This window comes from Mesorhizobium sp. M0140, assembly GCF_040322475.1.
GTDB lineage: Bacteria > Pseudomonadota > Alphaproteobacteria > Rhizobiales > Rhizobiaceae > Mesorhizobium.
The window spans coordinates 179,137-200,969 of sequence record NZ_JAMYTM010000002.1 but is presented as its reverse complement, the minus strand read 5'-3'; the positions used below and the strand labels follow the sequence as shown (position 1 = coordinate 200,969).

24 protein-coding genes are annotated in these 21,833 nt (G+C 63.3%); 9 read left to right on the top strand and 15 right to left on the bottom strand.

What is annotated here, in order from left to right:
* Positions 1-13: 13 nt before the first annotated feature.
* The 9 genes from NKJ37_RS02935 to NKJ37_RS02895 form a co-directional block, all read right to left on the bottom strand.
* Entirely contained in the window at positions 14-3,001 is a 2,988-nt protein-coding gene (locus NKJ37_RS02935) for a 2-oxoglutarate dehydrogenase E1 component (protein ID WP_128304263.1), read from the bottom strand.
* Between the two features lie 149 nt (positions 3,002-3,150).
* Positions 3,151-4,053: a succinate--CoA ligase subunit alpha gene (sucD, locus tag NKJ37_RS02930; protein WP_023811282.1), complete on the bottom strand. Its 903-nt coding sequence runs from the start codon at positions 4,051-4,053 to the stop codon at positions 3,151-3,153.
* Positions 4,054-4,067: 14 nt separating this feature from the next.
* The gene (locus tag NKJ37_RS02925) at positions 4,068-4,487 is read right to left on the bottom strand and encodes a PIN domain-containing protein (protein ID WP_023811283.1); all 420 of its coding nucleotides are present in this window, start codon (positions 4,485-4,487) and stop codon (positions 4,068-4,070) included.
* Positions 4,477-4,707, bottom strand: coding sequence for a hypothetical protein (locus tag NKJ37_RS02920; protein ID WP_023811284.1), 231 nt, complete (start codon positions 4,705-4,707; stop codon positions 4,477-4,479). The genes NKJ37_RS02925 and NKJ37_RS02920 overlap by 11 nt, the downstream gene beginning before the upstream one ends.
* Before the next feature lie 64 nt (positions 4,708-4,771).
* On the bottom strand, positions 4,772-5,143 hold the full coding sequence (locus tag NKJ37_RS02915; protein ID WP_023811285.1) for a cupin domain-containing protein: 372 nt from the start codon (positions 5,141-5,143) through the stop codon (positions 4,772-4,774).
* Positions 5,144-5,147: 4 nt separating this feature from the next.
* Positions 5,148-6,341 carry an ADP-forming succinate--CoA ligase subunit beta gene (gene sucC, locus NKJ37_RS02910; protein WP_023811286.1) on the bottom strand — a complete coding sequence of 398 codons (1,194 nt, stop codon included), beginning with the start codon at positions 6,339-6,341 and terminating at the stop codon, positions 5,148-5,150.
* Positions 6,342-6,384: 43 nt separating this feature from the next.
* A complete protein-coding gene (gene mdh / locus NKJ37_RS02905; RefSeq protein ID WP_013528846.1) occupies positions 6,385-7,353 on the bottom strand; it encodes a malate dehydrogenase in 969 nt (322 codons plus the stop codon).
* A 749-nt stretch (positions 7,354-8,102) separates the two neighbouring features.
* Positions 8,103-9,305: a cell division protein ZapE gene (gene zapE, locus NKJ37_RS02900; RefSeq protein WP_023811287.1), complete on the bottom strand. Its 1,203-nt coding sequence runs from the start codon at positions 9,303-9,305 to the stop codon at positions 8,103-8,105.
* A gap of 53 nt (positions 9,306-9,358) precedes the next feature.
* Positions 9,359-9,898 (bottom strand): protease inhibitor Inh/omp19 family protein, encoded by a 540-nt coding sequence (locus NKJ37_RS02895; RefSeq protein ID WP_023811288.1) that lies wholly within the window; start codon positions 9,896-9,898, stop codon positions 9,359-9,361.
* Positions 9,899-10,159: 261 nt separating this feature from the next.
* On the opposite strand from NKJ37_RS02895, the gene NKJ37_RS02890 reads away from it, so the two are divergent.
* From NKJ37_RS02890 to NKJ37_RS02855, 8 genes are all read left to right on the top strand, one after another.
* The gene (locus NKJ37_RS02890; RefSeq protein WP_023811289.1) at positions 10,160-11,179 is read left to right on the top strand and encodes an MBL fold metallo-hydrolase; all 1,020 of its coding nucleotides are present in this window, start codon (positions 10,160-10,162) and stop codon (positions 11,177-11,179) included.
* Between the two features lie 77 nt (positions 11,180-11,256).
* The gene (locus NKJ37_RS02885; RefSeq protein ID WP_023811290.1) at positions 11,257-11,418 is read left to right on the top strand and encodes a DUF1328 family protein; all 162 of its coding nucleotides are present in this window, start codon (positions 11,257-11,259) and stop codon (positions 11,416-11,418) included.
* A 96-nt stretch (positions 11,419-11,514) separates the two neighbouring features.
* Positions 11,515-12,399, top strand: a complete 885-nt coding sequence (gene dapF / locus NKJ37_RS02880) for a diaminopimelate epimerase (protein WP_023811291.1) — start codon at positions 11,515-11,517, stop codon at positions 12,397-12,399.
* Positions 12,399-13,712: a tRNA (N(6)-L-threonylcarbamoyladenosine(37)-C(2))-methylthiotransferase MtaB gene (mtaB, locus tag NKJ37_RS02875; RefSeq protein WP_031213274.1), complete on the top strand. Its 1,314-nt coding sequence runs from the start codon at positions 12,399-12,401 to the stop codon at positions 13,710-13,712. Before dapF ends, mtaB begins: the two co-directional genes overlap by 1 nt.
* A gap of 12 nt (positions 13,713-13,724) precedes the next feature.
* Positions 13,725-15,536, top strand: a complete 1,812-nt coding sequence (gene ftsY, locus NKJ37_RS02870) for a signal recognition particle-docking protein FtsY (protein WP_023811293.1) — start codon at positions 13,725-13,727, stop codon at positions 15,534-15,536.
* A 61-nt stretch (positions 15,537-15,597) separates the two neighbouring features.
* Positions 15,598-16,272 (top strand): septation protein A, encoded by a 675-nt coding sequence (locus tag NKJ37_RS02865; RefSeq protein ID WP_023811294.1) that lies wholly within the window; start codon positions 15,598-15,600, stop codon positions 16,270-16,272.
* A 51-nt stretch (positions 16,273-16,323) separates the two neighbouring features.
* Positions 16,324-16,944 (top strand): pyridoxamine 5'-phosphate oxidase family protein, encoded by a 621-nt coding sequence (locus NKJ37_RS02860; protein WP_352772593.1) that lies wholly within the window; start codon positions 16,324-16,326, stop codon positions 16,942-16,944.
* Positions 16,945-16,983: 39 nt separating this feature from the next.
* Positions 16,984-17,514, top strand: coding sequence for an NADPH-dependent FMN reductase (locus NKJ37_RS02855; RefSeq protein ID WP_023811296.1), 531 nt, complete (start codon positions 16,984-16,986; stop codon positions 17,512-17,514).
* A gap of 276 nt (positions 17,515-17,790) precedes the next feature.
* On the opposite strand, the gene NKJ37_RS02850 is transcribed toward NKJ37_RS02855, so the two are convergent.
* Both NKJ37_RS02850 and NKJ37_RS02845 read right to left on the bottom strand, forming a co-directional pair.
* On the bottom strand, positions 17,791-17,997 hold the full coding sequence (locus NKJ37_RS02850; protein WP_023811297.1) for a tautomerase family protein: 207 nt from the start codon (positions 17,995-17,997) through the stop codon (positions 17,791-17,793).
* 73 nt (positions 17,998-18,070) lie between these two features.
* Complete coding sequence (locus NKJ37_RS02845) at positions 18,071-18,991, bottom strand: SMP-30/gluconolactonase/LRE family protein (RefSeq protein WP_023811298.1); 921 nt, start codon at positions 18,989-18,991, stop codon at positions 18,071-18,073.
* 364 nt (positions 18,992-19,355) lie between these two features.
* Here NKJ37_RS02845 and NKJ37_RS02840 point away from each other — a divergent pair, with 364 nt between their 5' ends.
* Entirely contained in the window at positions 19,356-19,523 is a 168-nt protein-coding gene (locus NKJ37_RS02840; protein ID WP_013528833.1) for a hypothetical protein, read from the top strand.
* 103 nt (positions 19,524-19,626) lie between these two features.
* On the opposite strand, the gene NKJ37_RS02835 is transcribed toward NKJ37_RS02840, so the two are convergent.
* The 4 genes from NKJ37_RS02835 to ccmA all read right to left on the bottom strand — a co-directional run bounded on the left by NKJ37_RS02835 (position 19,627) and on the right by ccmA (position 21,799).
* A complete protein-coding gene (locus NKJ37_RS02835) occupies positions 19,627-20,208 on the bottom strand; it encodes a DsbE family thiol:disulfide interchange protein (RefSeq protein ID WP_023811300.1) in 582 nt (193 codons plus the stop codon).
* A complete protein-coding gene (gene ccmD, locus NKJ37_RS02830; protein WP_013528831.1) occupies positions 20,205-20,372 on the bottom strand; it encodes a heme exporter protein CcmD in 168 nt (55 codons plus the stop codon). Before ccmD ends, NKJ37_RS02835 begins: the two co-directional genes overlap by 4 nt.
* Positions 20,373-20,484: 112 nt before the next feature.
* Entirely contained in the window at positions 20,485-21,150 is a 666-nt protein-coding gene (gene ccmB, locus NKJ37_RS02825; protein WP_023811301.1) for a heme exporter protein CcmB, read from the bottom strand.
* Positions 21,151-21,175: 25 nt separating this feature from the next.
* Positions 21,176-21,799 carry a heme ABC exporter ATP-binding protein CcmA gene (gene ccmA / locus NKJ37_RS02820; RefSeq protein WP_352772588.1) on the bottom strand — a complete coding sequence of 208 codons (624 nt, stop codon included), beginning with the start codon at positions 21,797-21,799 and terminating at the stop codon, positions 21,176-21,178.
* Between the last annotated feature and the right edge of the window lie 34 nt (positions 21,800-21,833).

Here is a 21,833-nt window from a genome sequence, read left to right as displayed (position 1 = left end):
GCCCAGATATTCTCTATTCACCAAGCGCGTCTTCGAGCAAGGCGGCGAGCTGGGCGAGATGCTTCGACATCAGTCCGGTCGCCGGCGAGGCGGCGGCCGGACGGCCGGTGTAGCGCACCCGCTGATGCTTGGCGTCGATATGCGCCAGCACCCATTCCAGATACGGGTCGATGAACGACCAGGCGCCCATGTTCTTGGGCTCCTCCTGGCACCACACCATCTCGGCATTTCGGAACCGCGACAGTTCGGTGATCAGCGCCTTGGCCGGGAACGGATAAAGCTGCTCGACGCGCAGCAGATAGATGTCGTTGATGCCGCGCTTCTCGCGCTCCTCATAGAGGTCGTAATAGACCTTGCCCGAACACAGCACGACGCGGCGGATCTTTGAATCCTTGACCAGCTTGATCGCCTGGCCGGAAAGCAGCTGCGCATCGTCCCACAAAAGCCGGTGGAACGAGCTTTCGCCCGAAATTTCCGGCAGCGTCGACACTGCCCGCTTATGGCGCAGCAGCGACTTCGGCGTCATCAGGATCAGCGGCTTGCGGAAGTCGCGCTTCAGCTGCCGGCGCAATATGTGGAAGTAGTTGGCCGGCGTCGTGCAGTTGGCCACTTGCATGTTGTCTTCGGCGCAAAGCTGCAGGAAGCGTTCGAGCCGGGCCGAAGAGTGTTCCGGACCCTGGCCTTCATAGCCATGCGGCAACAGGCAGACGAGGCCCGACATTCTGAGCCACTTGCGCTCTCCGCTGGAGATGAACTGGTCGAACACCACCTGGGCACCGTTGGCGAAGTCGCCGAACTGCGCTTCCCACAAGGTCAGCGCCTTCGGCTCGGCCAGGCTGTAGCCATATTCGAAGCCCAGCACCGCCTCTTCCGACAGCATCGAGTTGATGACTTCGTAGCCGGCTTGAGCCGCCGACAGATTGTTGAGCGGGATGTAGCGGGTCTCGTCGCGCTGGTCGTAGAGCACGGAATGGCGCTGCGAGAAGGTGCCGCGTTCGGAATCCTGCCCCGACAGGCGGATTGGATTGCCGTCGAGCAGGATGGCGCCGAAGGCCAGCGCCTCGGCCGTCGACCAGTCGATGCCTTCGCCCGACTCGATCGCCTGACGTCGGTTTTCGAGGAAGCGGATGATCGTCTTGTGCGCCTCGAAATCCTTCGGCACCTCGGTCAGCTTCTTGCCGATTTCCTTCAGCGTCTTCACCGGCACGGCGGTCTTGCCGCGCCGCTGTTCGTCCTGGTTGTCGGCGGTGCGCAGGCCCGACCAGGCGCCGTCCAGCCAATCGGCCTTGTTGGGCTTGTAGTGCTGGCCGACTTCCCATTCCGATTCCAGATGCGCCCGCCAGTCGGCCTTGAGCTGGTCGAGCTCGGCCTGGCTAATATGGCCCTCGGCGATCAGCCGGTCGCCATAGATCTGGACCGTCGTCTTGTGGGTGCGGATGTTACGATACATGATCGGCTGGGTGAAGGCCGGCTCGTCGCCCTCATTGTGGCCGAAGCGGCGATAGCAGAACATATCGACCACAACAGGCTTGAAGAACTTCATGCGGAATTCGATCGCCACCTTGGTGGCGTGCACCACGGCTTCCGGGTCGTCGCCATTGACGTGGAAGATCGGCGCCTCGATCATCTTGGCCACGTCTGATGGATAGGGCGACGAGCGCGAGAAGCGCGGGTTGGTGGTGAAACCGATCTGGTTGTTGATGATGAAGTGCAGCGTGCCGGCGACGCGGTGGCCGCGCAGGCCGGACAGGCCGAGGATCTCGGCGATCACGCCCTGACCGGCGAAGGCGGCATCGCCATGCAGCAAGAGCGGCAGCACCTTGGCGCGCTCTTCCAGCGGCACGATCTCCTCGCGGCTGCGGCCGAACAGGTAATCCTGCTTGGCGCGCGCCTTGCCCATCACCACCGGATCGACGATTTCCAGATGCGAGGGATTGGCAGTCAGGGACAGATGCACCTTGTTGCCGTCGAACTCGCGGTCCGACGAGGCGCCGAGATGGTACTTGACGTCGCCCGAGCCCTCGACCTCGTCGGGTGCGGCCGAGCCGCCCTTGAACTCGTGGAAGATGGCGCGGTGCGGCTTGGCCATCACCTGGGAGAGCACGTTCAGCCGGCCGCGATGCGCCATGCCGAGCACGATCTCCTTCATGCCGAGCTGGCCGCCGCGCTTGACGATCTGCTCCAGCGCCGGGATCAGCGCTTCACTGCCATCGAGGCCGAAGCGCTTGGTGCCCTTGTACTTGACGTCGATGAACTGCTCGAAGCCTTCGGCCTCGACCAGCTTCTGCAGGATCGCCTTCTTGCCGGTGGCGGTGAAGGTGATCTCCTTGTCGGCGCCCTCGATGCGGGCCTGGATCCAGGCCTTTTCCTCGGGGTCCGAAATATGCATGAACTCGACGCCGAGCGTCGAGCAATAGGTTCGGGTCAGGATTTCCAGCATCTGCCGGATGGTGCCGAATTCAAGCCCGAGCACATTGTCGAGGAAGATCGGCCGGTCATAGTCGGCTTCGGTGAAGCCATAGTTCTCCGGCGACAGCTCGTTGTAATCCTCGAGCGGCTTGGCGATGCCGAGCGGATCGAGATTGGCGTGCAGATGGCCGCGCATGCGGTAGGCGCGGATCATCATGATGGCGCGCACCGAATCGCGCGTCGCCTGGTGCACGTCGGCATCGGACAGGACGACGCCGTTGGTGACCGCCTTGTCCTTGACCTTCTTTTCGATCGTCTTCTCGACGATGCCCCAATTGCCGTCGAGCGCCGACACCAGTTCGCCATTCGCCTGCAGCGGCCAGGAGGGCTTGGCCCATGAGGCGCCCTTGGCGTTCCTGCGCACATCGCCGGAATCGTCCTTCAGCCCGGCGAAGAACTCCTGCCATTCGGGATTGACCGAAGCTGGATCGTCCTCATAGGCGGCGTAGAGCGCGTCGATGTAATCGGCGTTGCCGCCATAGAGGAATGAGGTGAGCGAAAATTGGTCGTTGGCCTGATCTTGTCTTGCCATTTTTGTCCGCGGAGCCTGGCTCCGTCTCCTGTTTTTGGAGGGGAGTAGGGCAGTAGGGGAGTAAGGCAGTAGGGAAAGCAGGCGGTTGCCGCCGCTCGTCCCGTTCTTCCTATTCCCCTACTGCCATACTGCCCTACTCCCTTACTGCCTTAACCCTTGATCGCCTCGACCAGCGTCGTGCCTAGCCGCGCCGGCGAGGGCGATACTTTTATCCCAGCCGATTCCATCGCCGCGATCTTGTCTTCCGCCCCGCCCTTGCCGCCGGAGATGACCGCGCCCGCATGGCCCATGGTGCGGCCGGCCGGCGCCGTGCGCCCGGCGATGAAACCGGCCATCGGCTTGCTTCGGCCACGCTTGGCTTCGTCCTTGAGGAACTGCGCGGCGTCTTCCTCGGCGGAACCGCCGATCTCGCCGATCATGATGATCGACTTGGTCTCGTCATCGGCGAGGAACATTTCGAGCACGTCGATGAATTCGGTGCCCTTGACCGGGTCGCCGCCAATGCCAACGGCGGTGGTCTGGCCGAGGCCGACATTGGTGGTCTGGAACACTGCCTCATAGGTAAGCGTTCCCGACCGCGAAACAACGCCGACCGAGCCCTTGCGGAAGATGTTTCCGGGCATGATGCCGATCTTGCATTCGTTGGGCGTCAGCACGCCCGGGCAGTTCGGCCCGATCAGCCGCGACGTCGAGCGGTCGAGCCGCGCCTTGACCTTGATCATGTCCATCACCGGGATACCTTCGGTGATGCAGATGATCAGCGGGATCTCGGCCTCAATCGCTTCCAGGATGGCCTCGGCGGCACCCGCCGGCGGCACATAGACGACCGAGGCGTTGGCGCCGGTCTTTTCCTTGCCCTCGGCGACGGTGGCGAAGATCGGCAGGCTCTCGCCCTTCGCGCCGGTCCACGTCTCGCCACCCTTCTTCGGGTGGATGCCGCCGACCATTTTCGTGCCGTGATAAGCCAGCGCCTGTTCGGTGTGGAACGTGCCGGTCTTGCCGGTCAGGCCCTGCACCAGCACCTTGGTGTTCTTGTCGACGAGAATGGACATTTTTTGCGACCTGATCAGTGATTGCGGAAGGGGTTCATGGCGACCACGGAGCCATAAGACTGCCCGTGGTTGAGGTCTTCGGTGTAGAGTATCTTGACGCCAAGGCGCTCGGCGGCGGCGATGATGGCGCCATCCCAATATGAAATCTGGTAGCGTTGCGCGTTCGCGATGCCCTGCATTACAACGGCGCTATCCAGATCCTGGCAGGGCTTCATGGAGATCGCGGCGACCCATTCGGCCGCCTTCGCCGGCGCCAGTGTGACCTCAGCCCGCTTGGTCACGTTGACATAGAACTCCTGCAGCACCTGTGCGGAGGTCGAATAGTCTTCCTTGGCGATCAACTCCACGGCGCGCTCATACTTCGCGCGCTCGGCCTTGTGTCCGATGGCGGCATAGACGAGGATGTTCGTGTCGAGGAAGCAGTCAGCGATCATAGAGAGCTTCCCGGTTCCATTTCTTGCCACCCATGTCGCCTGCCGCCTCGCGGGCGAGCCGCAGAAGGGCCTGCCGTGCCTCGTCCTTGGCGTACCGCTTGGCGGCCACTGCCGAGAAAAACTCCCGCACCATGGCGTTGACGGTCGTTCGCTGTTCGGCGGCCGTCAGCTTGACCTGCTCCAAGACCTCGTCTTCGACTGCCAGAGTGATGTTCTTCATTTCTCTTTTCTCCTGCGCCTACTTCACACAGTATATGTGTAACTGTGTGGCAGTCGCAAGTTCGTTACAGCCGCTTCAGGTCGGCGACGGTGAGGTCGCTTTTGGCATTGCCGGTGTTGAGCGTCGTTGCCGGCTCGAACATCAGCACGACGGGTTCCGCAGTCAGCGAGCGCGGCCGGTGTTCGACGCCGCGCGGCACGACGATGAAATCGCCCTCGCCGAGCTCGACGGGACCGTCACGGAAATCGATGGCGATACGCCCGCGCAGCACGAGGAAGGCTTCGTCCTCATTGTCATGCGCATGCCAGTCGAACATCTCGCCGAACTTGGCGACCTTCGCCTGGCTGTCGTTGACATCGCCGGCGATATGCGGATCGAAAACCTTGGTGATGGTCCGATCCGCCGCCTCGACGAGGTTTATCTTGCGCGGAGGCATCCGCTCAGCCCTTCACCGCCGCCACGATCTTCTTGGCTGCGTCGTCGAGATCATCGGCCGACACCACGTTGAGGCCGCTGTCGTTGATGATCTTCTTGCCAAGCTCGGCATTGGTGCCTTCCAGGCGCACCACCAGCGGCACTTCCAGCCCGACTTCCTTGACCGCGGCAATGACGCCCTCGGCAATGATGTCGCACTTCATGATGCCGCCGAAGATGTTGATCAGGATACCCTTGACTGCCGGATCCCTGGTGATGATCTTGAACGCCGCCGTGACTTTTTCCTTGGATGCGCCGCCACCGACATCGAGGAAGTTGGCCGGCTCGGCGCCATAGAGCTTGATGATGTCCATCGTCGCCATGGCAAGGCCGGCGCCATTGACCATGCAGCCGATATTGCCGTCGAGCGCGACATAGGCGAGGTCGTATTTCGACGCCTCGATTTCCTTCTCGTCCTCTTCCGTGGTGTCGCGCAGTTCGAGCACGTCGGGGTGGCGGAACAGCGCGTTGTTGTCGAACGACACTTTCGCGTCGAGCACGCGCAGCCGGCCGTTCTTCATGACGATCAGCGGGTTGACCTCGAGCAGGCTCATGTCCTTCTCGACGAAGGCCTTGTAGAGGATCGGGAACAGCGTATCGCCGTCCTTGGCCGCATCGCCGTCGAGCTTGAGCGCGCCGTTGAGCGCCTTCAGGTCGGCTGCTGTGACGCCTTTTTCCGGATCGATGGCGACGGTGATGATCTTTTCGGGCGTGTCATGGGCGACCGCTTCGATGTCCATGCCGCCTTCGGTCGAGACGACGAAGGCGATGCGGCCGACCGAACGGTCGACCAGGATCGACAGATAGAGCTCGCGTTCGATGTCGGCACCGTCCTCGATGTAGAGGCGGTTGACCTGCTTGCCGGCCGGACCGGTCTGCTTGGTCACCAGCGTGTTGCCCAGCATCTCGTTGGCGTTGGCGACGACGTCGGCCACCGATTTCGCCAGCCGCACGCCGCCCTTGGCGTCCGGGCCGAGCTCGGTGAATTTGCCCTTGCCGCGGCCGCCGGCATGGATCTGGCTCTTCACCACATAGAGCGGGCCCGGCAGCGCCTTGGCGGCGGCTTCCGCTTCGCTCGCCTTGAACACCGGCACACCTTCGGCCACCGGCGCGCCAAAGCTCTTCAGCAGCGCCTTGCCCTGATACTCATGGATGTTCATCTGGGTGGTCTCCGGATCGACTGGGGGTTCACTTACTGGAGATTCATTTGGAGGCGAGTTGCGGCGCGATCTTGACGCAGGCCTCGGTCAGGCCCTGCACCGTCGCCACAGAGGAGTCGAACATCTTCTGCTCGCTCTTGTTGAGTTCGATCTCGATGATGCGCTCGACGCCGCCGGCGCCGATCACCACGGGAACGCCGACATAGGTGTTCTTGACGCCATACTGGCCGGAGAGATACGCCGCGCAGGGCAGCACGCGCTTCTTGTCCTTGAGATAGGCTTCGGCCATCGAGATCGCCGAAGCGGCCGGCGCGTAATAGGCCGAACCGGTCTTGAGCAGGCCGACGATCTCGGCGCCGCCGTCGCGGGTGCGCTGCACGATCTGGTCGAGCTTCTCCTTCGAGGTCCAGCCCATCTTGATGAGGTCGGGCAGCGGAATGCCCGATACCGTCGAATAGCGGATCATCGGCACCATGGAATCGCCGTGGCCGCCGAGCACGAAGGCGGTGACGTCCTCGACCGAGACCTTGAATTCCTCTGCCAGGAAATAGCGGAAGCGCGCGCTGTCAAGCACGCCGGCCATGCCGACGACATGGCTGTTGGGCAGGCCTGAGAACTTCTGCAGCGCCCAGACCATGGCGTCGAGCGGGTTTGTGATGCAGATGACGAAGGCCTTCGGCGCGTACTTCTTCAGCCCGGCGCCGACCTGTTCCATGACCTTGAGGTTGATGCCCAAAAGGTCGTCGCGGCTCATGCCGGGCTTGCGCGGCACGCCGGCGGTGACGATGCAGACGTCGGCCCCTTCGATGCCGGCATAGTCGTTGATGCCGGTGAGCCTGGAGTCGAAGCCATCGACAGGCGACGACTGCGCGATATCGAGCCCCTTGCCCTGCGGGATACCTTCGGCAATATCGAACAGCACCACGTCGCCGAGGTCCTTGAGGCCGATCATGTGAGCGAGCGTGCCGCCGATCATGCCAGAGCCGATAAGCGCTATCTTGTTGCGTGCCATGTGAGGATGTTTTCCCTTTGTCGGTGACGACGTCTCAAATCTCTGGTGATTTGATGGCGGCGTCGAAGAAGAGGCCGGAATGCTGCGGGGAACCGCGAATTTTCGCCGCACCCAATAGCCCCGGCACGCAAAAAATTCAAACGATTATTTTGGTGTCAGTATTTTCAATCGGTTAGATCAGTTGGGATTTACGTAAACGTCAAAGTTTGTAAGCCGACTTGGGAAGAAATAGCCGACGAAGATGGAAATCGTAAGGCTGGATGCAGGCGATGACGCCCTTGTGATGGCGGTCGCCAAATCTCCCCCTTGAGGGCAGGGCTATCGCATATGGAATTCCTGAGATGTCTGCCCGGCACGGACCCCCACGCCTAACCCCTCCCCACAAGGGAGAGGGAGACTTCCGTTGGCGCTGGCCCAGGAGCATCGCCTGTCTTTTCGGCGCCAAGAAGAATTAAAGGCACGCGGCAGCGTTCCCTCCCCCTTGTGGGGAGGGTTAGGGTGGGGGTTCTTCTTCGCAAGAATCCATGTGCGATAGCCCTGCCCGCAAGGGGGGAGATGTCACCGAAGGCGACAGAGGGGGTCGCCGCGCGTGAAGCGCTGGCGCCATCTGTGCCGCGCCCGGTCGAACCAACCCCCTCTGGCCTGCCGGCCATCTCCCCCCTCAAGGGGGGAGATCGATTGCCACGCGATTTCGCCAATCTTCAACGAAGCAGGAATGAGCGGGGCGCCTAAGCTGCCAATTGCTTTCTTTAGGCCTGCGCCTGCGACGCTTCCGACACCGCCGGCTTTCCTTTCTGCCGCTCCGCCCAATCCTCCAGCCAGTCGCGGCTTTGCATCTCGATCAGCCGCGATGCCGTGCGCTCGAACTCGAAGGCTTCGACGCCGCGCTTGGCTGCATAAAGTGCTTGCGGCGGCGCTTCGGCGCTCGCCACCAGCCGCATACGATGGTCGTAGAGCGTGTCGATCAGCAGGATGAAGCGCTTGGCCTCGTTGCGCTTGCCTTCGCCGAGCACCGGGACGTGGTCGATGAAAATGGTTGAGAAGCGCCCGGCGATCGCCAGGAAATCACGCGCGCCAAGCGGCTTCTCGCAGAGATCGGCGAAGGAGAACCGCGCCGCATCGCCCGCCGCACGCGGCACGATCACCTGCCGCCCTTTGAGGGCCAGCGACGTCTCGGCGGTCGGCGCGCCCCGCGTCATGGCTTGCCAGGCCTCGTCGAGTAGCTGGTCCGCCGCCGCGTCGGCCGGCGTCACATAGACCGGTGTCCGGGCGAGCTTTTCCAGCCGGTAGTCCTTGTCGGCATCGAGCGCCAGCACCTGTGTGTGCCGCTCCAATATGCCGATGAAGGGCAGGAAAAGCTGGCGGTTCAGCCCGTCGCTGTAGAGGTTTTCCGGCGCCACATTCGAGGTGGCGACCAGCACCACGCCGCTGGCAAACAGCGCCGAAAACAACCTGGACAGGATCATCGCGTCGGCAATGTCGGTGACCGAGAACTCGTCGAAGCACAGCACCCAGGCTTGCTCGGCAAGGGCCTTGGCCACCGGCGGGATCGGATCGTCTTCCCTGACGTCGCCATTCTTGCGCGCCTGCCGGTGCTTCTGGATACGGTCCTGCACGTCGGCCATGAAGTCGTTGAAGTGGACGCGGCGCTTGCGCCGCACCGGCAGCAAGTCGAAGAACATGTCCATCAGCATGGTCTTGCCGCGGCCGACGCCGCCATGGATGTAGAGGCCTTTGACGGCCTCATGCGTCTCGCGCTTGCGGGCGAACAGCCAGCCCAGCGCGCTCGACTTATGCGCCAGCCGCTTGGCCGAGATCTCATCGGTCAGCCGGTCGAGCGCCGCAACGATCCGTTCCTGCGCCGGATCGCGGTCGATCGTACCGGTTTCCACCAGATGGTCGTAGCGCTGCCTAACGGTCGCATGGGTCTGGAGGCCGTCACGCAGATGCATCGGTCACGTCGTTCTGGAGCGATTCCGGGAACCGGAATTGCGTAAAACAAAAACTATCTCGTAAGCGAAATCGGCTGGCCGTTGGAAGTCTGGCCGTCGAATTTCGAGCCGCCCGAGGAATAGAGCCGCGCCAGCGCACCGCCGCTCTCGTCATAGAGCGTCAGCTGCTTGCCGGCGACGTTCCACGACTTGATGCCGTCCATCGGCGCCGGGCAATGCAGCGGACCGGCGCGGAAGCCGGCGCCGAATTTGGTCTGCGGTGTCGCCACCTTGCAGCTCTGGCCCGCAACGCTGGCGTTCCAGACACCGGCGACGCTGGCGGCGGTCACGTCCGAAGCGCCGGCCGGCGCCGAACCATCCGAAGGCAGCGCGGCGACCTGCGTGTTCGCCGGAGCGGTCGGGAATTGCGAAGGGTCGGTGGTGCCGGGCGATGCCGGCGGCGGCAGTTGGTTCGCCGTCACCTTGCCGGCGGGCGCGGCCTCCAGCGGTGCCGGCTGCTGGTCATCCATCGAGGAAAAACGTGAGGTCGAACAGCCGCTCGCAACGAGCGCCGCCAGCGATACGGCCACCAGACCGGTTTTCGAAAAAGTCATTCCAACCTCCGTCGGATCCGGCTGGGGGGAAGCCGTCCGCACAATCTCACCCCCACCAAGATGGAGAAGGTGGCGAAATTTCAACCCGATATGGTTAAAATACAGTTTGCAGCCAGAAGTGTTGCAATTTTATCGCAATGGGGACGGCTGACCGCTTGTCGCCCGTCGCTTGGGAATTCCGGTCAACACTTCGTCGGTGGACGCTTGCGCGAACCGCCTTAGCGCCTATGTCTGGAAACGAAACCCTGCTGGAGCCGCAAATTGGCCGCGAGAAAGACTGCCGCCAATCGCTATTACAGCGGCCCGCCCAGCGACCATTTCGACGGCGCATTGTTCTTCAATCCCGACGGCCAGCCACCCGGCCGTTTCGCCGACCTGCTGAAATGGCAGTTGAATGGCCAGCGCTCGAAATGGCCGGCGAGCGATGCAAGCCCCTTTCCGCAGGCGAAACCGACGGCTCGGGTCGAGGGCGCTGCGCTGGAAGTGACCATGGTTGGTCATTCCACCTTGCTGGTCCAGACGGCCGGTCTGAACATTCTTACCGATCCGGTGTGGTCGCTGCGCGCGTCGCCGCTTTCCTTCGCCGGACCAAAACGCATCAATGCGCCAGGCATCGCCTTTGCCGACCTGCCGTCGATCGACCTCGTTCTGGTCAGCCACAACCACTATGACCATCTCGACCTCGCCACGTTGAAGCGGCTGAAGGCCGGCCACGACCCGCTGGTGCTCACTCCGCTCGGCAACGACGCCATCATCGAAGCCGCCGTGCCCGGCATGCGACTGTCGGCGCATGACTGGGGCGACAGGGTCGAGATCGGCAATGGCGCCGCCGTCCATGTCGAGCCGGTGCATCACTGGTCGGCGCGTGGCGCCCGCGACCGGCGCATGGCGCTGTGGGCCGGCTTCGTCGTCGAAACGCCTGACAGCAAGCTCTATTTCGCCGGCGACACCGGCTTCCACGATGGCATCAACTACCGGCTGATGGCTGAGAAACATGGCGGTTTCCGCTTCGCCATCCTGCCGATCGGCGCCTATGAGCCGCGCTGGTTCATGGCGCCGCAGCACCAGAACCCCTGGGAGGCGGTGCAAGGCATGGCGCTGTGCAATGCCGCCCATGCCGCCGGCTGCCACTGGGGCACTTTCCAGCTCACCGACGAGCCGATCGACGAGCCGGCGCGCAAATTGACCGAGGCGCTTGACGATCAAGGCATCCCCCGCGAGCGCTTTCGCGCCTTGCGGCCGGGTGAGGTATGGGATGTGCCGGAGCACATAGCGCCCTGATCGGTTTCGACGGAACCCCAGCGCGGCAACCGCGTTTTCATGTGGTTGAAAAATCTGCCGGTTTGCGAGGCATTGCCATGCTCAAATGGATCGTCGTTCTCCTGATCGTCGCCGCGGCGGCGAGTCTGCTCGGCATGCCGGCGCTGGCAGGTGCCGCCGCCACCGGTGCGCGCATCCTTATCGGCATCGTTCTGATCATTTTCCTGCTGATGGTGCTGGGCATTTTCGCCGTCACGTAAGTCCGGCGCTTTCGCCGTGACCAAGCGGCTGCGCACTGGTAATTCCTGCCCGTTTCCGCCATATAGCGCCAAACGGATACGGAATTTTTCGGAGCAATGGCCAGCACCGCCCCTTTCGCCAAGATGAACGGCATCGGCAACGAGATCATCGTTGCCGATATGCGTGGCCGTGCCGATCGGGTGACGGCGGCGGCGGCGATTGCGCTGAATGCCGATGCCGCGACCAGCTTCGACCAGATCATGGCGATCCATGACGCCAGGACGCCGGGCACCGCCTTTTTCATCGACATCTTGAATTCCGATGGAACCAGCGCCCAGGCCTGCGGCAATGGCATGCGCTGCGTCGTCCAGGCGCTCGCCGCCGAGACCGGCCAGAAGATCTTCACCTTCGAAACCGTGGCAGGCATCCTCAATGCGCGCGAACATGCCGACGGTTCGATCTCGGTCGACATGGGCACGCCGCGCTTCGGCTGGCAGGATATCCCGCTGGCCGAGGAGTTCCGCGACACCCGGATGATCGAGCTGCAGATCGGCCCGATCGACGCGCCGGTGCTGCATTCACCCTCGGTCGTCTCGATGGGCAATCCGCACGCCATCTTCTGGGTCGACAATGACGTCTGGTCCTATGAGCTCGACCGCTTCGGCCCGCTGCTCGAGAACCACCCGATGTTCCCCGAGCGCGCCAACATCACCATCGCTCAGGTTACTTCGCCCGAAACGATGATCATCCGCACCTGGGAGCGCGGCGCCGGACTGACCAAGGCCTGCGGCTCGGCCGCCTGCGCCGCCGTCGTGGCCGCTGCCCGCACCAACCGGACCGGCCGCAGCGTCAGTCTGTTGACCCCCGGCGGCGGCATGCTGCATGTCGAATGGCGCGACGATGACCACGTGGTCCTGACGGGCGCCGCCGAATGGGAATTTTCCGGCAGCTTCGACCCGTCGAACGGGACATGGGCCCGCGACACCGAAAGCGCGGCCTGATGTCCGCTCTGCCCAAGAGCCCGATGTCCCAGGGCATCGATGTCGTCACCTTCGGCTGTCGGCTCAACACCTATGAATCGCAGGTGATGCGGCGCGAGGCTGAAAGTGCCGGTCTGGGCGCGCTGGAAGGTGGCGCCATGATCTTCAACACCTGCGCCGTGACAGGCGAAGCAGTGCGCCAGGCCAAGCAGGCGATCCGCAAGGCGCGCCGCGACAACCCGCAGGCGCGCATCATCGTCACCGGCTGCGCCGCGCAGACCGAGCCTGAAAAATTCGCCGCCATGGACGAGGTCGATCTCGTGCTCGGCAATGAAGAGAAGCTGAAGGCCAACTCCTATCGCGCACTGCCGGATTTCGGCGTCAACGACACCGAAAAGGCACGCGTCAACGATATCTTTTCGGTGCGTGAGACCGCAGGCCACATGGTCGACGCCATCGAGGGCCGGGCACGCGCCTTCGTCCAGGTGCAGAATGGCTGCGACCACCGCTGCACCTTCTGCATCATTCCCTACGGCCGCGGCAATTCGCGCTCGGTGCCGATGGGCGCCGTGGTCGAGCAGGTCAAGCGGCTCGCCGGCAACGGCTATGCCGAGATCGTTCTGACCGGCGTCGACATGACATCATTCGGCGCCGATCTGCCGGGCGCGCCGAAGCTCGGCAGGCTGGTGAAAACAATCCTGAAACAGGTGCCGGACGTGAAGCGCCTGCGGCTGTCCTCCATCGATTCGATCGAGGCCGACGACGATCTGCTCAACGCCATCGCCACCGAGCCGCGGCTGATGCCGCATCTGCATCTGTCGCTGCAGTCGGGCGACGACATGATCCTGAAGCGGATGAAGCGCCGGCATCTGCGCGACCAGTCGATCCGCTTCTGCGAGGATGTGCGCAAGCTGCGCCCCGGTATCGTCTTCGGCGCCGACATCATCGCCGGCTTCCCGACCGAGACCGACGAAATGTTCGAGAACTCGGAAAAAATCGTCGAGGAGTGTGGCCTGACCCATCTCCACGTCTTCCCGTTCAGCCCACGCGAAGGCACGCCTGCCGCGCGCATGCCCCAGCTCCGCCGCGAATTGGTCAAGCAGCGCGCCGCCCGGCTGCGCGCCGCCGGTGAAGTTGCGTATATCAGGCATCTGTCGTCGCTCACCGGTACGCGTCAGTCGATCCTGATCGAGCGCGACGGCCTTGGCCGCACCGAGGGTTTTACGCTTGCCGCACTCGGCACGGGCGCACCGGGTGAGATCGTCGAGGCCGATATATCAGGCCACGATGGTAGCAGGCTGATCGCGGCGCCCCTCGCCGCCCGCGCGGCCTGAGAAACGCAAAGCATGGCTGGTTTTTTCAAGAAGATATTTTCGTTCGGCAAGAAAGAGGTGGTCGAGGAGCGGGTCGACGAGACCGCCCCGCTGCCGCCGATCAAATGGGAAGCGCTCGAGGCGCTGAAGCCGGCGGCCGAGCAGGTCGTTCCGGAGTTCTTGAAGCGTGACGAGCTGGAGCGCGAGGCGGAAACTGCGCCGACGCCGACGACGGTCGAGCCGGAAGTGATCCCCGCGCCGGAATCGGCGCCTGTCGAGAAGCCGGTGCCCGAGCCGGCACCGGCCATTCCGCCAGCACCGGAGCCGACTATTCCCTCCGAGCCGGAACCCCTGCCGGAGCCCGAGCCGGAAGAAGAACCCGCGCCCGAGACGCCTGCCGAGCCGCCGGCGCCCGAGGAGATACCAACACCTCCCGCCGTTCCGGAGCCTGCTCCCGAACCGCAGCCGCAGGAGGTCCCGCCACCCGCGCCGGCCGAGCCGGAGATCGTCCCGTCACGCCCGGAACAGCAGCCGGAACCGGAACCGGTCGAAGTGCCGACGCCTGCCGAGGTTCCGGCCGAGACACCAGCCCCGATCGAGGTGCCGACACCGGGGCCGGCCCCTGCTCAGCCATTATCAGAGGTCAGCGCCGCCCCTCATCCGCCTGCTGGCACCTTCTCTCCGTCTGAAGACGGGGAGAAGGAAGAAGTTTCAGCACCGACGCCCGAAGCCCCGCCTGCCGAAATCGCACCTCCCATTCGCCAGCCGGCGCCGATCGAATCGCAGCCGGTCATTGCGGAAATTGCGCCCGAGCCGCAGTCTCTTCCACAACCCGCGCCGGAGCCAAAAGCCGCACCCGGCAAGGTGACCGTCACCAAGAAGGTCGAGCAGAAGGCCGAGCCACAGAAGGCGCCGGAGCCGGCACCGAGGCGCTCATGGTTCCAGCGCATGAAGGACGGGCTTGCCCGCTCCTCCAAGGAGCTCACCGGCAACATTGCCGGCGTCTTCACCAAGCGCAAGCTGGACGAAGAGACTTTGCAGGACCTTGAGGATGTGCTGATCCGTGCCGATCTCGGCATGGAGACGGCCTTGCGCGTTACCGACGCGCTGGCCGCCAGCCGCTACGGCAAGGACGTCTCCGACACCGAGGTCCGCGCCATCATGGCGGCCGAGGTGGAAAAAGTGCTGGCCCATGTCGCCATGCCGCTGGAGCTCGACCTTTCACACAAGCCGCATGTCATCCTGGTGGTCGGTGTCAACGGCACCGGCAAGACCACAACTATCGGCAAGCTGGCCGCCAAGCTCACCGATGGTGGCCTGTCGGTGATGCTCGCCGCCGGCGACACCTTTCGCGCCGCCGCGATCGAGCAACTGAAGATCTGGGGCGAGCGGACGAAATCGCCTGTGATCGCCTCAAAGATCGGCGCCGATGCCGCGGGACTGGCCTATGACGCCTTCGAGAAGGCCAAGGAGGCCGGTTCCGACGTGCTGATCATCGACACCGCCGGCCGCCTGCAGAACAAGACTGAACTGATGGCGGAGCTCGAAAAGATCGTCCGCGTGCTTGGCAAACTCGACCCGGAAGCACCGCACACCGTGCTGCAGACGGTCGACGCCACCACCGGCCAGAACGCGCTCAACCAAGTCGAGATCTTCCGCAATATCGCCGGCGTCAACGGCCTGGTGATGACCAAGCTGGACGGCACGGCGCGCGGCGGTATTCTGGTGGCGATCGCGGCAAAGCACAAATTGCCGGTCTATTTCATCGGCGTCGGCGAACAGGTCGACGACCTCGAACCTTTCTCGGCAAGCGAATTCGCCAGGGCGATCGCTGGAGTAGCTTAACAAGCATGTCCCAAAAAGTTGCAGACTTTTTGGATCAGATCATGCGCAAGAAAGAGATTCCATGAACCCACCCATTCTCGAACGCGATCCGTCGGACCCGCAGAAGCAGAAGAAGGAAGGCGTCAATCCGCTGCTCAAGCTAGTGCTGGAGCTGGGTCCGTTGATGGTGTTCTTCTTCGCCAATGCGCGCGGCGGATGGCTGGTGCAGAAATTCCCTGTTCTGGCCGAGTTCGGCGGGCCGATTTTCGTCGCCACCGGGCTGTTCATGGCCGCCACGGCAATCGCCCTGATCGCCTCGTGGCTGCTCACCCGCACCTTGCCGATCATGCCGATGGTGTCGGGCGTCGTCGTCTTCATCTTCGGCGCGCTGACGCTCTATCTGCAGGACGACATCTTCATCAAGATGAAGCCGACCATCGTCAACACGCTGTTCGGCGGCGTGCTGCTCGGCGGGCTCTACTTCGGCAAGTCGCTGCTTGGCTATGTCTTCGATTCGGCCTTCAGCCTCGACGCCGAAGGCTGGCGGAAACTGACCTTCCGCTGGGGCCTGTTCTTCCTGTTCCTGGCCATCGTCAATGAGGTGGTGTGGCGCAATTTTTCCACCGACGCCTGGGTTACTTTCAAGGTCTGGGGCATCATGCCGATCACGCTTCTGTTCACCTTCAGCCAGATGCCGCTGATCCTGCGTCATTCACTCGAGGACAAGGCCGGCAAAGAAGAGAGAACCGGAAAGTAGAAAAAGCGGTTCTGCGTTCGTGAAACAATGAACCGTTCTGGGGAGAGGGACATGGAATTCATCACCACGCGCGACCAGTTGAGGACGATCTACAAGACGCCACGGCCGACCGACGGTTCTATCCGCAAGGAGCTGAAAAAACTTGACGGCCATTGCCGCTCCTTCATCGGCAAGAGCCCGTTCGTGCTGATCGGCTCGTCCGACGGTGCCGGCAATGCCGACGTGACGCCGAAGGGCGACAAGCCGGGCTTTGCCACCGTTCTCGACGACACCACCATCGCCATTCCCGATCGGCCCGGCAACAACCGGCTCGACACGTTGGAAAACATTCTTCTCAATCCCTCTGTCGGGCTGCTCTTCCTCATTCCCGGCATGAACGAGACGCTGCGCGTCAACGGCGATGCCCGCATCACCGTCAACGCAAATTTGCGCGAACGCCTCGCCGTCGACGGCAGGGAGCCGCAAAGCGTCGTCGTGGTCAGCGTCAAGGCCGCCTACATGCACTGCGCAAAAGCCTTCATGCGCTCGGACCTGTGGAAGCCGGAAACCTGGTACGACCGTGCGACGCTGCCGACGCTCGGCCAGATCATGCGCGATCAGCTGGCGGTTGCCGATTCCGCCGAGGCGACCGACCGCTGGCTCGACGAGGAATACAAGAAGACGATGTGGTAGGTTTCCGGACGCGATTCGCGTCTGGACCGATTCCATACCTTGCTGAACATCCTTGCCATTTCCGGCAGCCTGCGCGCGGCTTCCACCAATTCGGCGCTGATCGCCGCACTGGCCCGCGAAGCGCCGTCCGGCTGCCGCGTCACCGTCCATGACGGGCTTGGCCGTCTGCCCATCTTCAATCCCGATGATGAGGGCGAGCGGACGCCGCTCGAAGCCTCCAAGCTGATCGATGCCGTCACCCGAGCCGACGGCGTGATCGTCTCCTGTCCGGAATATGCCCATGGCGTGCCGGGCGGGCTGAAGAACGCCCTCGACTGGCTGGTCTCGCGCGACGCCGCCGTCGCCAAGCCCGCCATGCTGGTGCACGCCTCGCCGCGCTCGCTGTTCGCTCGCGCCGCACTGGCCGAGATCATGCGCACTATGTCATTCGCGTTGTGCGAGGATATGCTGGAGATTGTGCTGTTGGGGAAGAAGCAGCCGGAGGTCGAGAGCATCCTGGCGGAGCCGGCGAACCGGCTGGCGATGCGCGATGCGCTGAATGCTTTCGCGGACTTTATCCGCGCCCGTTGAGTGCCGACCCACCACGCATTCGTCATCCTAGGGCGAAGCAAGGAGCGAAGCGACGCGGCGCAGACCCTAGGATCCATGCCGCGACCTTTGCCGAGAATGCATCGGTCCAAGAAGGGCAGCCTAACGTTGGATACTACACGGACCGCCAAAGACAGTATTGCACCGTTGTGCCCTGCTCGAAAGTCGCGGCATGGATCCTAGGGTCTCCGCGACGTCGCTTCGCGACTGCTTCGCCCTAGGATGACGAAGGAAAGGGGCTTCGCCATGCCTTCGAAATCAACCCTTTCGCAGCGTCTCCACATCCGTCTTCCCAACATACCAATCACGCGCATTGACCTCCTCGAAAACCACCCAGACATCGTCGTTGCTCAGCCCGGTGGCGTCCATGATGGCCGCCGTGACCTTTTTGGCGATGTCCGCCTTCTTGCCCGCCGGATCGGCTGATATCACTTCCTTGACGATGCGGATGTTGACGAATGGCATTTTTTCCTCCCGGGATGTTCGTGCTCGCGACCCGCTTCGATGAAACCGTCGAACGGCCGCCAGTGCTCCAGTCTCAGTATGTCTTGGCGCCGTTGACCATGAGCCGCACCATGTAGAGCGACGTGGTGCCGGCGATGTAGAGGCAATTCAGCTTGTTGCCGCCGAACACGCAGTTGGCGGTGACTTCCGGTACCTTGACCTTGCCGATCAGCGTGCCGTCCGGATCGTAGCAATGGATGCCGTCGGCGGCACTGGTCCAGATGCGGCCGTCCTCGTCGAGCCTGAAGCCGTCGAACAGGCCGGCCGTGCAGTCGGCGAAGACTTTCTCGCCCGAAACCTTCTTGCCGCCCTTGCCGACATTGAACACCCGCATATGCGCCGGATTCTGCGCGCCATGCGTGCGGCCGGTGTCGACGACATAAAGCTGGCTCTCGTCTAGCGAGAAGGCCAGGCCGTTGGGCCGGACCATGTCGGTGATGACGGCTTCGACCTCGCCGGTGCCGGGATCGACCCGGTAGACATGGCAGGCGCCGATTTCGCTCTCGGCCCTGTCGCCCTCATAATCCGTATCGATGCCGTAGCTCGGATCGGTGAACCAGATAGAACCGTCGGATTTCACCACCGCGTCGTTGGGCGAATTCAGCCGCTTGCCCTTCCATTTGGCCGCGATCGTGGTGACCGAGCCGTCGAACTCGGTGCGGCTGACGCGGCGGCCCGAATGCTCGCAGGTGATCAGCCGGCCCTGCCGGTCGACGCTGTTGCCGTTCGAATTGCCGGACGGCTGCCGGAAGACGCTGACATTGCCGTCGGTCTCGTCATAGCGCAGCATGCGGTTGTTGGGGATGTCGGACCAGACGACATAGCGGCCGGCGGCGAACCAGGCCGGCCCCTCCGCCCACTGGCATCCGGTGAACAGCTTCTCGACCTGCGCGTTGCCGTTGAACAGGCGCGCGAAGCGCGGATCGAGAATTTCATAATAGTCCGCAGCCGCCATGCTTTTCCTCCCGGCATCAATGACACCGGATCAAGACAGCCGGAGGGACAGAAGGCAATGTGGGTACGCACAGTGTGATGCAAAAGATCGCTTGCCGGCTCTGCGCATGACGTTAATGCATGTCGCCCAAAAGTGGCCCCGGTTTTGGGAGAACGACATGCATAAAAACAAAGACCTGAAGCGCGTCGCCTGAATCCGTTCAAACGCGACGCGCTTTAGCGCCGCATTAACCGGCTATGCGTTCAGCGCAATGGTGCATTGCAACATCTTCTTTTTGCAATGCACCATTACTATGTCATGCTTCGTATCGATCAAGGGAGGAAGAAACCGCCGCCGAAACGCGGCGCCAAAAAGGAACCTTGCTATGATCCTCGACAGTCTCATGACCCGCGCTCGCAACAGCATTGCCAAGCGCAAGCACTACAACCGCCTTGTCGCCGAAATCGACAGCTTTTCCAGCCGCGATCTGGCCGACATGCGCGCCGACCGCTCGGAAATGCTCTACCAGATCCACAAGCAGATCTACGGCTGAGTATTCGATCGCCTCATCACGTTCGCCATCCTTGGGCGTAGCGACGCGTGGCGTTGCGAAGACCCAAGGATGATGCAGCTACGCGTATAGGTGCGTCGCGACGTCAGTTCGACGCCGCCAGCGCCTTGTCGATCTGTGGCAGCAAGAGATCCCTCGCCGTCTCGGGCGTCAGCGGGCCGACATGCTTGTAGGCGATCTTGCCGTCCTTGCCGATGACGAAGGTTTCCGGCACGCCATAGACGCCCCAGTCGATCGCCGCGCGGCCCGCTTCGTCGACCCCTATCGCCTGGAACGGATTGCCGAGATCGCCGAGGAACCGGCGTGCGTTTTCCGGCCGGTCCTTGTAGTTCAGCGCCGCCATGCTGAAACGCTTGTCCTGCGACAGCGCCAGAAGCACCGGGTGCTCTTCGCGGCATGGCGCGCACCACGACGCGAAGACGTTGACCAATGTGACCTTGCCGGCGAAGGTTTTCGAATCGAGCCCCGGCAGGTTTGAGCCCTCCAGCGCCGGCAGGCTGGTTTGCGGCGCAGGCAGGCCGATCAGGGCCGACGGCACTTCCGAAACATCGCGCCCCGACAGCAGCTGCGACAGGAACAGTCCGGCCAGGCCGAGGAAGATCAGCAGCGGCAACAGCACGAACAGGCGACGAGTGCGCGGGGGCGGCGTTTCTGTTTCGATGCTCATGGCTTTGCGACCTTGTCGGAGCGACGCCTCACGCCGGACGCCTCCAGTTCGGCAAGCTCACGCTTGCGCGCCCGCTGGTCGAGCAGGATCCAGCCGATCAATCCGGCCAGCACCACGGCAGTGATGCCATAGGCAGCGGTCACATAGAGTGCATGCGCGCTCATGCGGCAGGCCCCGCTGAAGTGCGGCCTTCCAAGCCAATCATGTCGCCCAGTCTAGACATGCTTTCCCTTAGCCTCGCTCCGTCGGCTTCGCAATCCGCAGTCATACGCCGCGTCAATCCGTGCCATGGCGCAGCGCCAGCGCCGCCGAGACCGGACCCAGCACGCCAAGAAACAGGGTCAGCGCGGCAAGAATGAGGAAGGGCTGCAGAAACGGATCGGGATTGGCGGTCGCTCCATAGCTTGCCGAAACGCCGAAGATCAGCACCGGAATGGTCAGCGGCAGCACCAGCACCGAGATCAGCAGCCCGCCACGCGGCAGCGCCACCGCCACCGCCGCACCGGCGGCGCCGATGAAGGTGATAGCAGGCGTGCCGACCAGCAGCGTCAGCGCCGTGGCGCCGATGCCGAGCGGCTCCATGTTCATGAACAGCCCGAGCACGGGCGCGGCGACCACCAGCGGCAGCACGCTGCCCGCCCAATGCGCCAGGCATTTCACCAGCACCGTCAAGGCCAGCATGTGGCGATCATTGCCGAGCACCAGCAGATCGAGCGAGCCGTCCTCGCGGTCGGCCTGGAACAGCCGATCGAGACCGAGCAGGCAGGACAGCAGCGCGCCAATCCACAGGATCGCCGGCCCGATGCGGGCCAGCAGCTTCAGGTCCGGCCCGACTCCGAACGGGATGGTGGCGATGACGGCGAGGAAGAAGATGACCCCGGTCAGCGCCCCGCCGCCCGCACGGATGTTGAGGCGGATGTCGCGCAGGAAGAGGGCTAGCATGGTATGAGATGCTCGGGCGCCATCATCAACCCGTTTCCCCCATCCTCAACTCCATCCCCTCGATCCCCAGCGGCAGGTGCGTCGCCGCGACAATCATCCCGCCATCCGTGCAATGCTTCGCCATCAACCCCGCGAACCGCGCCTCCGAAGCCTTGTCCAGCCCCGCCGTCGGCTCGTCCAGCAGCCACAATGGCCGGTGGCTGACCAGCAGTTTCGCGATCGCCGCCCGGCGCCGTTGCCCGGTCGATAGATAGCCGAACGGCAGGTGGCCGATGCCACCGAGCCCGACCGTTTCCAGCGCCTCTTCGACGCCGAGCTGTCCGTCGCCGTTGAAGTCGCGCCAGAAGCGCAAATTCTCCGCCACGCTGAGCGCCGGCTTCATTGCGTTCTGGTGGCCAAGGTAGTGACAGGCCGAGGCAACAGACGGGAACGCTTCGCCCCCGTCTTCAATCTTCATGGCACCCTCGATCCTCACGCTGCCTTGCGCCACCGGCAGCAGCGCGGCGATGACCCGCAGCAAGGTCGACTTGCCCGATCCGTTCGGCCCGGTAACGATGAGCGCCTGACCCTCCTCCAGGGCAAAGCCGATGCCGGAAAACACCGCGTCGCCGCCTCGCTCGCCGCACAGATTTTCGGCGATCAGCCGCATTCCTCGCCTGCCCTGAAACCATGTGTCGCGGCCG

Coding starts and splice junctions, on each gene's coding strand:
- NKJ37_RS02935 (WP_128304263.1), bottom strand. CDS start 3,001: ATGGCAAGACAAGATCAGGCCAACGACCAATTTTCGCTCACCTCATTC.
- sucD (WP_023811282.1), bottom strand. CDS start 4,053: ATGTCCATTCTCGTCGACAAGAACACCAAGGTGCTGGTGCAGGGCCTG.
- NKJ37_RS02925 (WP_023811283.1), bottom strand. CDS start 4,487: ATGATCGCTGACTGCTTCCTCGACACGAACATCCTCGTCTATGCCGCC.
- NKJ37_RS02920 (WP_023811284.1), bottom strand. CDS start 4,707: ATGAAGAACATCACTCTGGCAGTCGAAGACGAGGTCTTGGAGCAGGTC.
- NKJ37_RS02915 (WP_023811285.1), bottom strand. CDS start 5,143: ATGCCTCCGCGCAAGATAAACCTCGTCGAGGCGGCGGATCGGACCATC.
- sucC (WP_023811286.1), bottom strand. CDS start 6,341: ATGAACATCCATGAGTATCAGGGCAAGGCGCTGCTGAAGAGCTTTGGC.
- mdh (WP_013528846.1), bottom strand. CDS start 7,353: ATGGCACGCAACAAGATAGCGCTTATCGGCTCTGGCATGATCGGCGGC.
- zapE (WP_023811287.1), bottom strand. CDS start 9,305: ATGCATCTGCGTGACGGCCTCCAGACCCATGCGACCGTTAGGCAGCGC.
- NKJ37_RS02895 (WP_023811288.1), bottom strand. CDS start 9,898: ATGACTTTTTCGAAAACCGGTCTGGTGGCCGTATCGCTGGCGGCGCTC.
- NKJ37_RS02885 (WP_023811290.1), top strand. CDS start 11,257: ATGCTCAAATGGATCGTCGTTCTCCTGATCGTCGCCGCGGCGGCGAGT.
- dapF (WP_023811291.1), top strand. CDS start 11,515: ATGGCCAGCACCGCCCCTTTCGCCAAGATGAACGGCATCGGCAACGAG.
- mtaB (WP_031213274.1), top strand. CDS start 12,399: ATGTCCGCTCTGCCCAAGAGCCCGATGTCCCAGGGCATCGATGTCGTC.
- ftsY (WP_023811293.1), top strand. CDS start 13,725: ATGGCTGGTTTTTTCAAGAAGATATTTTCGTTCGGCAAGAAAGAGGTG.
- NKJ37_RS02865 (WP_023811294.1), top strand. CDS start 15,598: ATGAACCCACCCATTCTCGAACGCGATCCGTCGGACCCGCAGAAGCAG.
- NKJ37_RS02860 (WP_352772593.1), top strand. CDS start 16,324: ATGGAATTCATCACCACGCGCGACCAGTTGAGGACGATCTACAAGACG.
- NKJ37_RS02850 (WP_023811297.1), bottom strand. CDS start 17,997: ATGCCATTCGTCAACATCCGCATCGTCAAGGAAGTGATATCAGCCGAT.
- NKJ37_RS02845 (WP_023811298.1), bottom strand. CDS start 18,991: ATGGCGGCTGCGGACTATTATGAAATTCTCGATCCGCGCTTCGCGCGC.
- NKJ37_RS02840 (WP_013528833.1), top strand. CDS start 19,356: ATGATCCTCGACAGTCTCATGACCCGCGCTCGCAACAGCATTGCCAAG.
- NKJ37_RS02835 (WP_023811300.1), bottom strand. CDS start 20,208: ATGAGCATCGAAACAGAAACGCCGCCCCCGCGCACTCGTCGCCTGTTC.
- ccmD (WP_013528831.1), bottom strand. CDS start 20,372: ATGAGCGCGCATGCACTCTATGTGACCGCTGCCTATGGCATCACTGCC.
- ccmB (WP_023811301.1), bottom strand. CDS start 21,150: ATGCTAGCCCTCTTCCTGCGCGACATCCGCCTCAACATCCGTGCGGGC.
- ccmA (WP_352772588.1), bottom strand. CDS start 21,799: ATGCGGCTGATCGCCGAAAATCTGTGCGGCGAGCGAGGCGGCGACGCG.